This window comes from Enterobacter sp. BNK-13 (assembly GCF_048685015.1).
Lineage (GTDB): Bacteria > Pseudomonadota > Gammaproteobacteria > Enterobacterales > Enterobacteriaceae > Enterobacter > Enterobacter quasiroggenkampii.
In genome coordinates this window covers 2,552,616-2,566,459 of the sequence record NZ_JBLQTP010000001.1, presented here as the reverse complement: position 1 = coordinate 2,566,459, position 13,844 = coordinate 2,552,616, and the positions used below count along the sequence as shown (strand labels likewise).

The 13,844-nt window shown below is 53.1% G+C and carries 17 protein-coding genes; 7 read left to right on the top strand and 10 right to left on the bottom strand.

Going from position 1 to position 13,844, the window contains the following annotated elements; genetic code table 11:
- The first annotated feature begins 71 nt into the window (after positions 1-71).
- A complete protein-coding gene (locus tag ACMGGQ_RS12415; RefSeq protein WP_420290092.1) occupies positions 72-1,283 on the top strand; it encodes a tail fiber domain-containing protein in 1,212 nt (403 codons plus the stop codon).
- Positions 1,284-1,377: 94 nt separating this feature from the next.
- On the opposite strand, the gene ACMGGQ_RS12410 is transcribed toward ACMGGQ_RS12415, so the two are convergent.
- Entirely contained in the window at positions 1,378-1,644 is a 267-nt protein-coding gene (locus ACMGGQ_RS12410) for a DinI family protein (RefSeq protein WP_248202462.1), read from the bottom strand.
- An 85-nt stretch (positions 1,645-1,729) separates the two neighbouring features.
- Here ACMGGQ_RS12410 and ACMGGQ_RS12405 point away from each other — a divergent pair, with 85 nt between their 5' ends.
- Positions 1,730-1,969, top strand: a complete 240-nt coding sequence (locus ACMGGQ_RS12405; RefSeq protein WP_420290091.1) for a hypothetical protein — start codon at positions 1,730-1,732, stop codon at positions 1,967-1,969.
- Positions 1,969-2,289, top strand: coding sequence for a hypothetical protein (locus ACMGGQ_RS12400; protein WP_126348852.1), 321 nt, complete (start codon positions 1,969-1,971; stop codon positions 2,287-2,289). The genes ACMGGQ_RS12405 and ACMGGQ_RS12400 overlap by 1 nt, the downstream gene beginning before the upstream one ends.
- 603 nt (positions 2,290-2,892) lie before the next feature.
- Here the strand turns inward: ACMGGQ_RS12400 and ACMGGQ_RS12395 are convergent.
- From ACMGGQ_RS12395 to ACMGGQ_RS12370, 6 genes are all read right to left on the bottom strand, one after another.
- Positions 2,893-3,354 carry an OB-fold putative lipoprotein gene (locus tag ACMGGQ_RS12395; protein ID WP_229226083.1) on the bottom strand — a complete coding sequence of 154 codons (462 nt, stop codon included), beginning with the start codon at positions 3,352-3,354 and terminating at the stop codon, positions 2,893-2,895.
- A gap of 206 nt (positions 3,355-3,560) precedes the next feature.
- The gene (locus ACMGGQ_RS12390) at positions 3,561-4,277 is read right to left on the bottom strand and encodes an ABC transporter ATP-binding protein (protein WP_229226082.1); all 717 of its coding nucleotides are present in this window, start codon (positions 4,275-4,277) and stop codon (positions 3,561-3,563) included.
- Positions 4,274-5,149, bottom strand: coding sequence for an ATP-binding cassette domain-containing protein (locus ACMGGQ_RS12385; RefSeq protein ID WP_420290090.1), 876 nt, complete (start codon positions 5,147-5,149; stop codon positions 4,274-4,276). The genes ACMGGQ_RS12390 and ACMGGQ_RS12385 overlap by 4 nt, the downstream gene beginning before the upstream one ends.
- On the bottom strand, positions 5,146-6,420 hold the full coding sequence (gene livM, locus ACMGGQ_RS12380; protein WP_196347263.1) for a high-affinity branched-chain amino acid ABC transporter permease LivM: 1,275 nt from the start codon (positions 6,418-6,420) through the stop codon (positions 5,146-5,148). The genes ACMGGQ_RS12385 and livM overlap by 4 nt, the downstream gene beginning before the upstream one ends.
- An 11-nt stretch (positions 6,421-6,431) precedes the next feature.
- Positions 6,432-7,346, bottom strand: coding sequence for an ABC transporter permease subunit (locus ACMGGQ_RS12375; RefSeq protein WP_032646250.1), 915 nt, complete (start codon positions 7,344-7,346; stop codon positions 6,432-6,434).
- A gap of 99 nt (positions 7,347-7,445) precedes the next feature.
- Positions 7,446-8,567 carry a branched-chain amino acid ABC transporter substrate-binding protein gene (locus ACMGGQ_RS12370; RefSeq protein WP_023312277.1) on the bottom strand — a complete coding sequence of 374 codons (1,122 nt, stop codon included), beginning with the start codon at positions 8,565-8,567 and terminating at the stop codon, positions 7,446-7,448.
- 423 nt (positions 8,568-8,990) lie between these two features.
- Here ACMGGQ_RS12370 and ACMGGQ_RS12365 point away from each other — a divergent pair, with 423 nt between their 5' ends.
- Positions 8,991-9,659 carry a YecA family protein gene (locus ACMGGQ_RS12365; RefSeq protein ID WP_420290089.1) on the top strand — a complete coding sequence of 223 codons (669 nt, stop codon included), beginning with the start codon at positions 8,991-8,993 and terminating at the stop codon, positions 9,657-9,659.
- Between the two features lie 623 nt (positions 9,660-10,282).
- Here ACMGGQ_RS12365 and tyrP read toward each other — a convergent pair.
- Entirely contained in the window at positions 10,283-11,494 is a 1,212-nt protein-coding gene (tyrP, locus tag ACMGGQ_RS12360) for a tyrosine transporter TyrP (RefSeq protein WP_024909783.1), read from the bottom strand.
- Between the two features lie 228 nt (positions 11,495-11,722).
- Here tyrP and ACMGGQ_RS12355 point away from each other — a divergent pair, with 228 nt between their 5' ends.
- Entirely contained in the window at positions 11,723-12,064 is a 342-nt protein-coding gene (locus ACMGGQ_RS12355; protein WP_045908177.1) for a hypothetical protein, read from the top strand.
- Positions 12,065-12,100: 36 nt separating this feature from the next.
- Here ACMGGQ_RS12355 and ftnA read toward each other — a convergent pair whose 3' ends face one another.
- Complete coding sequence (ftnA, locus tag ACMGGQ_RS12350) at positions 12,101-12,598, bottom strand: non-heme ferritin (RefSeq protein ID WP_014884366.1); 498 nt, start codon at positions 12,596-12,598, stop codon at positions 12,101-12,103.
- Between the two features lie 202 nt (positions 12,599-12,800).
- On the bottom strand, positions 12,801-13,139 hold the full coding sequence (yecR, locus tag ACMGGQ_RS12345; RefSeq protein WP_045908178.1) for a YecR family lipoprotein: 339 nt from the start codon (positions 13,137-13,139) through the stop codon (positions 12,801-12,803).
- A gap of 234 nt (positions 13,140-13,373) precedes the next feature.
- On the opposite strand from yecR, the gene azuC reads away from it, so the two are divergent.
- Complete coding sequence (gene azuC, locus ACMGGQ_RS12340) at positions 13,374-13,457, top strand: stress response protein AzuC (protein WP_014884364.1); 84 nt, start codon at positions 13,374-13,376, stop codon at positions 13,455-13,457.
- A 109-nt stretch (positions 13,458-13,566) separates the two neighbouring features.
- On the top strand, positions 13,567-13,818 hold the full coding sequence (locus tag ACMGGQ_RS12335) for a DUF2766 family protein (protein WP_008500405.1): 252 nt from the start codon (positions 13,567-13,569) through the stop codon (positions 13,816-13,818).
- Positions 13,819-13,844: the final 26 nt, after the last annotated feature.

Here is a 13,844-nt window from a genome sequence, read left to right as displayed (position 1 = left end):
CAAAAGGGTTTTTATCCTCAAAAATTTGACCTCGCTCCGGCGGGGTTTTTTATTTCCCGAAAGGAGCGCATATGTCTGCAGGAACTATCACCCTGACAAATGGGTCCGCTATTGTTGGCGGTACCGGAACCTCATTCGCAACCGAACTCGCAGCTGGTGACTTTATTGTCTCTACTGTGGGCGGCGTGTCGTACACATTGCCCGTAAAATCGGTAGAGAGTAATGCGCAACTTACGCTGGTCAGCAACTTTACCGGGCCAACGCAATCCGGCGCGGCCTGGTCAGCTGTTCCCCGCGTAGCACTCAACATGGTCACTGCCGCGCTGGTGGCGCAAAGTGCTGAAGCGCTGCGTGGACTGAATTACGACAAACAGAACTGGCAACGAATTTTTTCTGGAAGCGGCAATGTAACGGTAACTCTGCCGGATGGAACAACATGGACGGGCCCAGCCTGGAATAGCATCACCACTTCTCTCGCAGGCAAGGCGGCAAAAGGTGCAAACAATGACATCACATCGCTCAGCGGGCTTACTACAGCTCTGTCCGTAGCTCAGGGTGGTACTGGTTCGACAACCGCGTCAGGCTCTCGCACAAACCTCGGTTTGGGAGACAGCGCCACGAGGAACGTCGGAACCGCTGCGGGAACGGTTGCAGCCGGTAATGATTCTCGTCTTGATACTCTTGATGGAAAGACCGGAGGGGGGGTAACTGGCCACACCTTCTTTAAAATTGTTCAGAATACACTTCCAGCGGTGGGAGCAACGGTAGCATCGACAACTCAAACAACCAGTGGTGCAACCCCGGCTCAGTTGCAGATGTTTTGTCAAATTGCTTCTGCTGGCCAGAGATACGGTTTTTTACGTCTTTACCAGGACACTGCTTATAAAGACTGGTACATGGACTATAACAGCGGAAACGCTTACGCACCTGCATCATGGGTAAACAATTCAGATCGACGTATTAAAGACAAAATCAACCCGATTGATGACCCGCTTGGAAAAATGAAGAAAGTGCGTGGCTATACCTGGGTGCGTAAAGATGATCAGATGAAAGGAGCATTTGGTATTGGTTTTGTGGCACAGGAAATTCAGGAAATTATCCCTGAGGCCGTTTGTTGCTCCCGAGAAGGCTCGGTAACTGTGGATGGCGAAGAGATAGAAAATTCATTAGCACTATCCCCTGGTGAGATTGCTGCAGCTCTGCACCATGAAGCCATCCTGGCACTGATGGAAAAGATTGACGAGTTAACCCTGAAAGTGGAAGTGCTTCAATCTGGAAGCTGAAGAAGCAGCAGCCCGTCGTATGCAAGAACGGGCTGCGGCTGGTTGCTCAGTGTTCATGCCCAAGCAAACGTGGGAAATATTACCTGAACAATATCTACAGGCCAACCTGGCGAACTGTCGGGAACTCTGAAACAAGCCACATATCAGATTCTTCAAACATTTCCTCCAGCATGCGGTTCAGTTTTTCCCGATCACTTTTGCTGGCATCGCTATTCAGGCCGTTTGCCTGCATCGGCTTCACCTTCACTTCGGCATCAGGGAAAATCTGGTGCACCCGCTTCGTCAGCTCGGCCAGAATGATCTCTCTGGCCCCTTCGAGCCCCTCAACATTACGCTTGTCATAAACCAGCTCAATAAACATCACTCTCCATCCTTGCTGACTTGATCTGAAGATTTAAAAATACTACTGTATATGTATACAGTCAATGGCAAGTGAGGGTGCTGCTATGCCTCGTCAATATGATATTCACGCAGCTTTTTTAGCCTCTATAGAACAGAATCCAAATGGCTACCTTTGCCTAAAAACGAACAAATTCATCAATAATTTGCGTGAGAGGAACTGGCATTTCAGCCAGACAGACGCGAACGCATGGATTGAGAGATACCAGCCAGATTTTGCTGACAAGACGACGGACGGAAGCGATAACCGTTACTGGATCTTGCGTAACATGGGGAGGATTTTCTGATGGGCTTTCCTTCACCGGCAATGGATTACCAGGAACAGCGGTTAACCATAGATCTGCTATGCGGAATAGACGGGAACTGCAGGGTAATAGAAACGTCATGTGGTTGGGCTGTCATTAACGTTTCCATGAGGCCAGAGCAGGGGGATACGCTACTGGTAAGAATGGATAACAGGAAGGAGTTTGCAAAGCTGTACGGGGCGGCATTGATAACTGAAGATGGTGAAGCGATAGAAGGCGATGCACTCGATGATGTGGAGGTTTTTGGAGTGTTAACACATAGCCTCAACCGGGTTAGGAACGATGATTGCCCGGCGATTTGATGCACGGTTACACCATCATTCACCAACATAATTTTACGGCAACAAAAAACCAGCCATAAAAGGCTGGTTCTCAATGTGTTATTTGTCGGCACGAGAGGATTTGAACCTCCGCCCCCCGACACCCCATGTTGGTGCGCGGCACGAAAAAGTTTCGCCATTATGACTTTTTGATACCCGTAAGTAGTTGATTCTTCTGATCTAAAAATTATGAATTAATGGCGAAAAATAAGTGTATGTGTTTGATTATTATAGATAACACGCGTGATTTAAAATCCCTCGGCGTTCGCGCTGTGTGGGTTCAAGTCCCACTCCGGCTACCATGGGAAACAAAGAATAATCAAAGCAATAAGCAGTGTCGTATAAACCACCGAAAGGTGGTTTTTTATTTTCTGAATTTCACTCTTCCGTCATTCCAGCTATTCAAAAGTATCCTGGCCGGCTACATATTTACGTCTTCATATTGATTTCTTGCCCCGATAATGCAACTCAACTGGTGCGTGGGGTGATGGGGTTTATGTAGGCATATCTGGAATCGATTAGGATTATGATGTTGAAGATATCATGAGCGGGAGAATGGAATGGGAGGGCAACCCTCCCGATTCGTTATTTTGCAAATAAACAATCTCGTCCAGCTGGTGCACCCATTACTCGGATCATTTTTTTACAAATCACAGTGACCTGCTGACCTTTTTTCAATGCTACGGCGGTGGACTTTTCTGAGTTTTCCATCTCCATTCGTGCAGGCATGAACTGGTTGTCTGTTTGTAAGCCGATGATAATGGAGTCTGTAAAATCTTTATCAATGGACTGTACAACACCCTTGACTGCGATGAGCTTACCCTTCATGTTTTCATCGGTTGCGACTTCATTCTCTTCATAAGCTTTAAAAAGCTCTTTCGCGGAGGTCGTATACACTTCTTTTTGCGGTACTGACTTCTGCGTATCCGTAACGGATGCAGAAGACGAAGTCGCGCCTGCTTGCGATTTGTCGTCTTTACCGACGATGTATCCCAGAACCATCAAAGCAATAAAGATATAGAAAATCCATTTAATAAATTTCTTCATGTAATTACCTGTTAGCTAATAGTTTTACTGTGTGAGAATGTGAAGATATCACTTTATTACTTTATCGCATAAGGACGCTTATTGCATATAAAAAGGATTTACACGAGTAAATTATTTTATCCCTTTTCAAGGGAAGCATTATTGGGATATCACGAAAGGCTAGCTTCGGACTATATGTGGTTTGTTGGTGCATGAACATTGTGTAGTTACACCCCACCCAAATACGCCTTCCTCACCTCCTGATTCCCCAGCAATTCCTCACCGCTGCCGCTCAGCCGGATCTGTCCGTTCACCATCACATACCCCCGGTCAGACAGCTTCAACGCATGGTGCGCATTCTGCTCCACCAGAAAAATGGTCATACCGCTGCGGGCCAGCTCTCGCAGCGTCTGGAAGATCTGCTTCACCACAATCGGGGCTAAGCCCAGGCTGGGCTCATCCAGCAGCAGCAGCTTCGGACGGCTCATCAGCGCCCTGGCGATCGCCAGCATCTGCTGTTCTCCGCCGGACATGGTCATCGCGCGCTGTTTACGTCGCTCTTTAAGGCGAGGGAAAAGGTCAAACATGGTTTGCATATCTTCAGCTGCAAACTGATTGCCGATGGGAATGGTCCCCATCAGCAGATTCTCTTCAACGGTCATATCCGGGAAGATTCGTCTGCCTTCCGGTGCCTGCGCAATGCCGCCGGACGCGACGTAGTGGGTGGATTGATGGCTGATGTCTTCACCACAGAACATGATCTGCCCGCTGCGGATACGGGGTTGACCAAAGATGGACATTAGCAATGTCGATTTACCCGCGCCGTTTGCGCCAATCAGCGCCACGGTTTCCCCCTTATTCACCTCAAGAGAGACCTGCTTCAGCGCCTGAATGACGCCGTAAAACACATCCACCTCGCGAAAAGCCAGCAGCGGTTCGCTCATAGGGAGACCTCGCTTTCATCCGTGCCCAGGTAGGCGGCAATGACCTTTTCATCATGCTGGATCTGCTCGGGTTTCCCCCTGGCAATCACATCGCCGTGGTCGAGCACGATAATGTCGTCCGAAATTTCCATCACCATCCCCATATCATGCTCAATCAGCAATACCGTGATGTCATGATGATCCCGCAGAAAGCGAATAATCCCGCTCAGCTTGTGCGTTTCAACCGGGTTCAGCCCTGCGGCGGGTTCATCCAGACAGATCATTTCCGGCCCGGTACACATTGCCCGGGCGATTTCCAGACGCCGCTGCTGGCCGTAGGACATTTCTCCCGCCAGGCGATTGGCGCACTCCACCAGATCCACCACTTCAAGCCAGTAAAAGGCTCTGTCCAGGGCGTCGCTTTCCGCCCGCCGGTAGGACGGCGTATTCAGGATCCCGGCGAGCAGATTGCGGTTCACCCGCATATGCTGCGCCACCAGCAGATTTTCCACGACCGACATCTCGCGAAAAAGACGGATATTTTGAAACGTGCGCGCCAGCCCGGCTCGGTTGACCAGATGGGTTCCGCCGAACATTTTGTAGAACAGACGCTGCCCGAGCTGCGCGGGGTTAATCCAGTCGCCGGGCTGGAATTTTTGGCCGAGTACCTGAATAACGTTGGTCGTTTTATGGTGGGTATTAAATAAAATGCTGCCGCCAGAGGCTCTGTAGAAGCCTGTCAGGCAGTTAAAGACGGTTGTTTTTCCCGCCCCGTTTGGCCCAATCAGGGCGGTAATGGAGCCGCGCTGCACGTCCAGGTTGACGTCATTCAGGGCCTTAATCCCGCCAAAATGCATCATCAGATGCTCAACGCGTAATATTGTTTCGTTCATGGCGCGACGCCCTTACGCACGGCAAACCCGCTGCGGTTAATGCGGATCAAACCGCGTGGACGCCAGATCATCATGACCACCATCAACATGCCAAACAGCAGGACGCGGTACTCGGCAAAACTGCGCAGCAGTTCCGGCGTGACCGTGAGCACGAAGGCGGCCAGCACCACGCCCAGCGTCGAGCCCATACCGCCCAGCACCACAATGGCGAGGATCAATGCCGATTCAAAGAAAGTAAAGGAGGTTGGATTCACGAACCCCTGATAGGTAGCGAAGAACACCCCGGCAATGCCCGCGGTCGACGCACCCAGCGTAAAGGCGGAAAGCTTCACCAGAACATGGTTCAACCCCATTGAGCGGCAGGCAATTTCGTCTTCACGCAGGGCTTCCCACGCCCGGCCAATCGGCATGCGCGTCAGGCGGTGCTTGATGTAGAGCACCAGCATCACCACCAGAAAGAGCACCGCATAGATAAAGATAAACTTCATGTTCGGGTTGTAGGTCAGGTGGAAAAACTCGTGGAAGGGCACGCCGCCTTCTTTCGCGCGTCGTCCAAATTCCAGACCGAAAAAGGTCGGGGGAGGGGCAGACACGCCGTTGGGTCCGCCGGTGAAGGTCAGCCAGTTGTTCAGTATCAGGCGAATGATCTCCCCGAATCCGAGGGTGACGATGGCCAGATAGTCACCGTGCATGCGCAGCACCGGGAAGCCGAGCAGGGCGCCTGCGGCGGCGGCCATGATTGCCGCGAGCGGCAGCATGCTCCAGAACCCCAAGCCGAGATACTGGTATCCCAGCGCCAGGCCGTACGCACCAATCGCATAGAACGCGACATACCCCAGATCCAGCAGACCGGCCAGGCCCACGACGATGTTCAGTCCCAGGCCAAGAAGCACGTAGATCAGCCCGAGAATGGCGACGGTCAGCACATACTTGGTGGCGACAAACGGGAAGCAAACTGCAAGAGCAATCACCAGGGGAATGATCCAGCGCATGCGGCTTTTGTAGTCCGGTGGCCGGACATAAACGCCCGCGCTGTCGGCCTCGAAGCGCGCCTGGAAACGGGCCCCGGCAGCGGTACCTAAAAAAGCGCTCAACAGAAAACGCCCGAACATGACGATGCCCACCATCCAGGCCAGGCGCTGCCCGGCGAAGGTAAAGCTATACCCGTCCAGCACCACGCCCGCGATGGGGCCGAAGATAATCAGCGCAACCAGCCCGGAAAAAATCGCGTCCAGAATGCAGCGTTTAAGTGAAAAACCGTGTGATGTCATCATTCTCTCCCTCACACTTTGGCCACTATTGGGCGCCCGAGCAGTCCCTGGGGACGGAAAATAAGGATCATGACCAGCAGGCCGAACGAGAAGACGTCTTTATAGTCCGAGTTCACCATGCCTGAGAACTGCGCTTCCGCCACGCCGAGAATGAGGCCACCGAGCATGGCGCCCGGGAGGGAGCCGATGCCGCCGAGTACCGCTGCAGTAAAGGCTTTAATACCGATCACGAACCCGACGTAGAAATCAAAGGTGCCGTAGTTCATGGTGATCAGCACACCCGCCAGACCCGCCATCGCCGCGCCGATGACAAAGACCAGCGAAATAATCCGGTCGGTGTTAATGCCCAGAATGGAGGCCATCTTGCGATCCTGCTGGACCGCGCGGCACATCCGTCCCAGCCGGGTACGGTTGATTATCCAGGTGAGCACCAGCATGCCGGCAAACGAGGCAACCAGGATAAACACTTTGGTGTAGGTTATCTGCACGAACCCTTCGCCCAGATGCAGGCGAATGACGCCGTCCAGCATGGTCGGTACCCCTTGCTGGCGCGGGCCCTGGCTCAGCTGCGCGTAGTTTTGCAGGATAAGCGACATCCCGATGGCGGAGATCAGCGGTGCCAGGCGCGTGGAGTTGCGTAGCGGCTTGTAGGCGATACGCTCGATAGTCCAGCCGTACACCCCGGTAACCACAATGGTGAACACCAGCGTGCCGAGGATCAGCAGCGGGAACGACTGCAGGCCGAAGAACGAGAGCAGCGCCAGGCCAATAGCGCAGAGATAGGCGGAAATCATATACACTTCGCCGTGGGCGAAATTAATCATGCCGATAATGCCGTACACCATGGTGTAGCCGATGGCGATCAGGCCGTAGACGGAACCCAGCGTTAAACCATTGATTAACTGTTGCAGGAAGAATGTACTCATCTTAGCGCGCTCGTTTTATAGGCTGCGCGAGCCGCGCAGCCTGATGTTTATTACGCGCCGACGGGCGAGCCCGTCGGCGTTGAGCGTGACTCCGTCCCGTTACTGCACTTCCTTATACTTTCCTTTGTCGTCCCACTGGTAAACCACGTAGTCAGAGACCTTCAGATCGCCTTTGCTGTCCCAGGCTTTTTTGCCCATCACCGTGTCGACGGAATTGGCCTTCAGCCACTCGCTGGCTTTGGCAGAATCCTTGCCGCCGGTGGCCTTGAAGGCCGCGGCAATCGCCTGTACGGAGGCATAGGAGTAAAGCGTGTAACCTTCCGGCTCGAATTTACCGGCGCGGAATTTCTCGATAACCGCTTTGCCGTCCGGGATCAGGCGCGGGTCTTTACCGAAGGTCATGTAAATGCCATTGGTATATTGCGGGCCACCCGCCGCGGTCACCATCTCCTCGTTGACGATGCAGTCCCCGGAGAAGAATTTTGCCTGTACGCCCTGTTCACGCATCTGGCGAACCAGCGGACCGGCTTCCGGGTGACAGCCACCGAAGAACACGACGTCCGGTTTTTGCGCACCGATCTTGGTGACCAGCGCGTTAAAGTCTTTTTCACCGCGGGATAACCCCTCGTACATCACATCCTGAACCCCGCGTTTCGCCAGCGCCGCTTTGGTGGCGTCAGCCAGACCCTGACCATAGGTGTCTTTGTCGTGAATGATCACCACGCGTTTAGCTTTCAATTTGTCGATGATGAAGTCGCTGGCAACCTGACCCTGCTGGTCGTCGCGGCCGCACATGCGGAACATATCGCTCATGCCGCGTTCGGTAATCAGCGGGTTGGTTGAACCGGGGGTAATGGCGATGATCCCCGCATCGCTATACACCTCGGAGGCGGGCATGGTGGAAGAGGAGCAGAAATGGCCGACCACGGCGTTGACTTTATCCTGGTCAACTAAACGGTTGGCAACGGCGACGGCCTGCTTCGGCTCGCAGGCGTCATCTCCCTGAACCAGTTTGATCTTCTCACCATTAATGCCGCCGGCGGCATTAATGTCTTCAGCAGCCTGCGTTGCGCCGTGCCAGTATTGATCGCCATAGGTGGCGTTCGGTCCCGTGAACGGACCGGCCACGCCAATCACAATATCTGCCCGGGCGGAAAACGCCGTCACCAGACAACCGGCCAGCACAAGAGAAAGAGGAGTTCTGATAAATTTCAGCGACATTATTATGTTCCTTAGCAAAGAGGTTTTTGCACCACGGCGTAAACCCGAACGCCCGACGGCGCAGCCAATCCGAAACACGAGCAAGAACAAAATGCACTAAACGAACAAGATACAGACGGCATCCTGCATATACGGCGAGGTATCCCTGCGCAGCATCGCGCGAAGAACATCAAGCAAAAACGTTGCCAGAATGGTTAACCCATTGACGGGCTTGTGACATGTTTGAGTATAGAGCGCCGCGTTATGCCGCCTTGCGGGAGGAGAAGAAATTACAGCGGAGATCACATATCGTTAACAATAAAGCCCATAAGTTGTGCAAAGGTCACGGTTTGCACGTTTTTGCAGCAATAAAGACCTAAACTTCAGCCCGGAGAGGCGTGAGATATGTGTTAGGATCTTTTCTTTTTTGCAGGAGTGTCAGCGATGACTGAAGGCCCATTGAATGAAAGCGAGATGGCGTGGCTTGAAGAGACGTTAATGTCTTACGGTCATGATGACGCGTCCGTGATTGACGTGTCCGAACTGGACGGCATGCTTACCGCAGTGCTTTCCGGTCCTGTTGTCGTTGAGCCAGATGCCTGGCTGGTGGCGGTGTGGGGCGGCGAGAAATATATCCCGCGCTGGAAAAACGATCGTGAGATGAACCGTTTTATCGATCTCTGCTTTAAGCACATGAACGATATTGCCGAGCGCCTGAGCGAATACCCGGATCAGTTCGAACCGATGTTTGGCTATAACGACGTGGACGGTGAGAGTTATACCGTGGTGGAAGAGTGGTGCTACGGCTATATGCGCGGCGTGGAGCTGACGGACTGGTCAGCCTTGCCGGAGGCCCTGAAGGCCGATCTTGATACGATTGCGCTGCACGGTACAGAAGAGAACAGCGACAAGTTGGATGAACTGTCCGAAGAGGAGTACATCGCCAGCATCGAGAGCATCCAGCCTGCGGCGCTGCGCCTGTATAACTACTGGGCGAACAACCCGCAACAGCCGGAAGCGAAGAAGCCGATTGTGAACGGCACGAAGGTCGGGCGTAACGATCCGTGTCCTTGTGGCAGCGGGAAGAAGTATAAGAGCTGCTGTTTGCACTGATCAATTTTTTATTAACTTAGGTGGATTTGTTTCGTTCACCTCCAGTCAGTAGAAAATAATACGATCTTTACCTGTGAACGAGATAAGGGGGCCACCGCGGCCCCCTTATCGATCCCCGCGGCCCCGCGGAAAATCGGTGCTTCGCACTGCGCTCACCTCACGACCGTCTGCCTGCGGTCGGCTCAACTCGACATTCTGTCTCGCTTCGCCTCTGGCCGCCATCCATGGCGTCCAGCCCTTGTCCCCCGGTCTCCGGTTCGCCGATTTTAGCGGGGATGCAACACCCGTGCCCCATGCAGACGATGAAGAAGGTGGAGGGAGCGGGAGTCCGGCTAAAATCGCCGAATCGTTTCCTGGAGGCCGGGGCGACGCGCATGGATGCGCGGCGAGGGCGGCTTTACAGGGATGTTGCATCCGCCCGTCCCCGAAAAGCCGTAAGGAATAAGATGAGGGCACCGCGAAGCGGCGATTTTCTTGCCGGGAGCCGGGATTGTTAAGGGGGCGGCGATAGCCCCCTTAACACGTTCACCGCAGCGGACAAAACAGGTAGCAGAAGAGTATTAGTGAACGGAATTATCCACTGCTATTACATAGAAAATGGACTTGCCATTGAGATATACATTTCAACCCACTTCCGGCAGCATCCCGGCTGCAATCAACACCTGCACCAGAATAATCACTACCCCGCAGCCAAACACAACGCACAGCAGCGGTTTTCCCCCCGCCACGCGGTAACCCTGCTGCGGATGCTGCTGGCGGCTCTTCCAGGCCAGCAGGGAGGGGAGGAGCAGAGCAAGGATCGAGAGCGCCACTCCCGCGTAGCCCAGCGCCATCACAAACCCGCGCGGATAAAACAGCGCGAACGCCAGCGGCGGCAGGAAGGTGATCGCCCCCGTCTGTAACCGTCCTGCGGCAGTATTGCGACGCTGGAACAGGTCGGCCAGATAATCAAACAGGCCAAGCGCCACGCCCAGGAACGAGGTTGCCAGCGCCAGGTCGGCAAACAGGTGTACCGCCAGCTCCACGTGCGGCGAGGTGACAACCTCGCGCAGTGCCAGCAGAAAACCGTTCAGTCCAGCGTGTTGCGCCATCAACCCAATAAAGGTTGAAGAGTCGATGCTGCCCAGGGTCACCAGCTGCCAGAAAATATAGGCGATCAGCGGGATCGCGCTGCCGATCACAAAGACGCGGCGCAGCTTGCGAATATCGCCGTTCATATAGCTGACGATGCTCGGCACGCTGCCGTGGAAGCCAAACGAGGTGAAAATGACCGGGATCGCGGAAAGCGCCAGACCTTTTTCCAGCGGCAACGTCAGCAGGTTGACCTTATGCACGTGCGGCGCCAGCAGAACCAGCATGACAATCAGGAAAAGAATTTTGGCGCTGAACAGAAAACGGTTAAACAGATCGACCAGCGACGTCCCGACGCAGACCACGCCGCCGCCGATGAGCGCAAAGAAGATGGCGCCCGTCGCAGGGGTAATGTCAGAGCCAAACCAGTCGTTGACGCTGGAGGCGATCAATTCCCCGGCGCCGCTGATATAGGCGGCGGTCAGGGCGTACATCAGGAACATCATGCTAAAGCCGGTGATCCACTGGCCATAGCGTCCCAGATAGCGCGCCGCAAGCGAACCCAGACCGGTATCGGCGGGTACGTGCTGGTAAACCTCAAGCAGCAGCAGGGCGGTGTAACACATCAGCGCCCAGAGCGTGCCCAGCAGCAGCAGGGTCATGCCAAATCCCACGCCCGCGGCTGCCAGAGGCATTGCCAGCATTCCTGCGCCAATTGTCGTTCCGGCGACGATAAAAATACTTCCCAGAGTTCTGTTTTTCACGCTTTCCTCTACAACGCTTCTTAACCGCGACAAAATCTGCGGCGCAGAGTAAGGGAAAAGCCGTAACTCGTCAAATCACCGTTACAAGTGGTGTAAAAAATGGTTTACGTATTGATGACCCTCCGATCCTTTTTGGCCTATGCCTACCTCATAAGGGCAATACTGCTGCACGACATTCCGGCGTAACGTAAACAATAAATATAAATTATCAAATAAAGTGAGGGTGTTATGGCGGGGGAGAATCCTTTTACCGCGGCATGGAGCCGGGGAGGCAACCTGTTGTGCCATGGCCACTGGATAATCAGCTGGCAGAACCAGCCCCTGAATCTTCCCGAGTCCCGTCGCGAAAAGGATATGGGCACCTGGGGGATCTATTCGGTTATTGATCCTGAAGATGAGACCTTTGCACAAGGCTTACAGGAAGATGAGTGGATTATCGAGAATGTCGACTGGTTGACGGATTTGTTCTACGAGAAGGGGATTCCGCTGGAGACGTCCAGCTACCGCTATTTTTACCAGGCCGTGAATCCCCACGACTGGCGCTGCACCAGCTGTGCCGGGTGTATGTAAATTAACGCGGTACCGGAAACCGGCACCGCGCTGAAATTAATTCTGCGTATCAAGCGTGGAAAGTTCTTTATCAATAAAGTAAAGACCTTCACCGGATTTACCCACCAGCGATAATTTATCCAGCACGGATTTAAACAGCTTCTCTTCTTCATGCTGTTCGGCTACATACCACTGCAGGAAATTAAAGGTTGGATAATCCTGGCTGGTCATCGCAGCATGAACCAGTTCGTTAATTTTCTGCGTGATCAGCTGCTCGTGCTCGTAGGTGGCGCGGAACAGTTCATCAAGAGAATTATATTCAGCAAAAGGGGAAGCCACGGTTTCAATGCGCGGCAGGCTGCCGGTATCCGTCAGATAATCAAACAGACGCTGCATATGGGTCATCTCTTCCTGCGCGTGACGACGCAGAAACGCGGCCGCGCCTTCGAAACTGTGGTAGCTGCACCAGGCGCTCATCTGCTGGTAGAGCAGGGACGAAAACAGCTCAAGGTTCATTTGTGCGTTGAGCTTGTCGATCATTTCAGTTTTCAGCATGGTGACGCTCCGGGTTATTATTTCTGGTTCACAATGAGCGACACTATAATTTGTTATTTAATTATTTGCAAAACGTAAAATCTTTATTTTATTTATTAAAAATACGAATGGGAATAAAACGCATTGGCGATTTATTATTTATTAATGAGAATTGTTTTTGTTCGTAATGAAATAAACTGCCAGCACAGGCTGGCAGTCTGGATTAATACCACGGATTATTTGACTTAGGGTTAACGGCGTAACCCAGGCATTTATACTGGATAGTTACGCTCTCGTTCAGACACAACGAACCGCTAATGAGGGTGCAGGTTTTGATGGGCTGACCATAGGCCGAGGCAGTGGCATACCCCATATTTTGACAGGCTTTTACCGCCGTGCCGTTGTTCACATACTCATCGGAATACGCATTTTGCAGCGCTGCCTGGCCGTAATCGAGGCGGACGATGCCGTTTGGCGCGTCGAGGCTGCTGACTTCAGCCTGGCGGTTAATACTGCACCCCGCGAGCAGCAGGAGTGTGCCGGCTACAATGACTCTTTTCATGGTTCGCTCTGAGTGGATGGAAATACGTTATCGTACCCGCAGATGCCCGCCGCAATGGCTGGAATAGCCGGACAATCTGCCCTCACTCTTCGCAACGGGTCAGAGGTGAACGCCATCAGGCCACTGGCTGATTAAATTGTGATGTTTGTCACAAAAGTATTGATTTTTGTGATGGCGGTCATATTATAAGCAGGTTGACGATAAAGTTGTATAACAAGTTAATGGAGCATCATCGTGAAACTGCGCAAAATCCTGAAAAGTATGTGGGCCAATTACTGCCGCACCTTCAAAGACGTGCCGCCGGGCGCCATGTTCTGATAAAAAAACCTGCTTCGGCGGGTTTTTTTGTACCTGCAGGCGATGAAGGGAAGATGTCAGGGGGCGTGTTTTGGTACTATGGCGGCCTTTCAATAAGGAGAAAACCCACATGTCACAAAACCTGAGCGCCGATCAGGAACTGGTCTCTGACGTTGTCGCCTGCCAGCTGGTTATCAAACAAATCCTCGATGTCCTGGACGTGATTGCGCCGGTTGAAGTGCGCGAGAAGATGTCTACGCAGCTGAAAAACATCGACTTCGCCAGCCATCCTGCTGCCGCTGACCCGGTAACGCTGCGTGCGATCCAGAAAGCCATCGCGCTGATCGAGCTGCGATTCACGCCGCAGGGTGAATCTCACTAAAGCAGGGAAATGGGCGACGGCATGTG

Excerpts from the sequence above, each read along its gene's own strand:
- ACMGGQ_RS12415 (WP_420290092.1), top strand. The coding sequence starts at position 72 with ATGTCTGCAGGAACTATCACCCTGACAAATGGGTCCGCTATTGTTGGC.
- ACMGGQ_RS12410 (WP_248202462.1), bottom strand. The coding sequence starts at position 1,644 with ATGTTTATTGAGCTGGTTTATGACAAGCGTAATGTTGAGGGGCTCGAA.
- ACMGGQ_RS12405 (WP_420290091.1), top strand. The coding sequence starts at position 1,730 with ATGCCTCGTCAATATGATATTCACGCAGCTTTTTTAGCCTCTATAGAA.
- ACMGGQ_RS12400 (WP_126348852.1), top strand. The coding sequence starts at position 1,969 with ATGGGCTTTCCTTCACCGGCAATGGATTACCAGGAACAGCGGTTAACC.
- ACMGGQ_RS12395 (WP_229226083.1), bottom strand. The coding sequence starts at position 3,354 with ATGAAGAAATTTATTAAATGGATTTTCTATATCTTTATTGCTTTGATG.
- ACMGGQ_RS12390 (WP_229226082.1), bottom strand. The coding sequence starts at position 4,277 with ATGAGCGAACCGCTGCTGGCTTTTCGCGAGGTGGATGTGTTTTACGGC.
- ACMGGQ_RS12385 (WP_420290090.1), bottom strand. The coding sequence starts at position 5,149 with ATGAACGAAACAATATTACGCGTTGAGCATCTGATGATGCATTTTGGC.
- livM (WP_196347263.1), bottom strand. The coding sequence starts at position 6,420 with ATGACATCACACGGTTTTTCACTTAAACGCTGCATTCTGGACGCGATT.
- ACMGGQ_RS12375 (WP_032646250.1), bottom strand. The coding sequence starts at position 7,346 with ATGAGTACATTCTTCCTGCAACAGTTAATCAATGGTTTAACGCTGGGT.
- ACMGGQ_RS12370 (WP_023312277.1), bottom strand. The coding sequence starts at position 8,567 with ATGTCGCTGAAATTTATCAGAACTCCTCTTTCTCTTGTGCTGGCCGGT.
- ACMGGQ_RS12365 (WP_420290089.1), top strand. The coding sequence starts at position 8,991 with ATGACTGAAGGCCCATTGAATGAAAGCGAGATGGCGTGGCTTGAAGAG.
- ACMGGQ_RS12355 (WP_045908177.1), top strand. The coding sequence starts at position 11,723 with ATGGCGGGGGAGAATCCTTTTACCGCGGCATGGAGCCGGGGAGGCAAC.
- ftnA (WP_014884366.1), bottom strand. The coding sequence starts at position 12,598 with ATGCTGAAAACTGAAATGATCGACAAGCTCAACGCACAAATGAACCTT.
- yecR (WP_045908178.1), bottom strand. The coding sequence starts at position 13,139 with ATGAAAAGAGTCATTGTAGCCGGCACACTCCTGCTGCTCGCGGGGTGC.
- ACMGGQ_RS12335 (WP_008500405.1), top strand. The coding sequence starts at position 13,567 with ATGTCACAAAACCTGAGCGCCGATCAGGAACTGGTCTCTGACGTTGTC.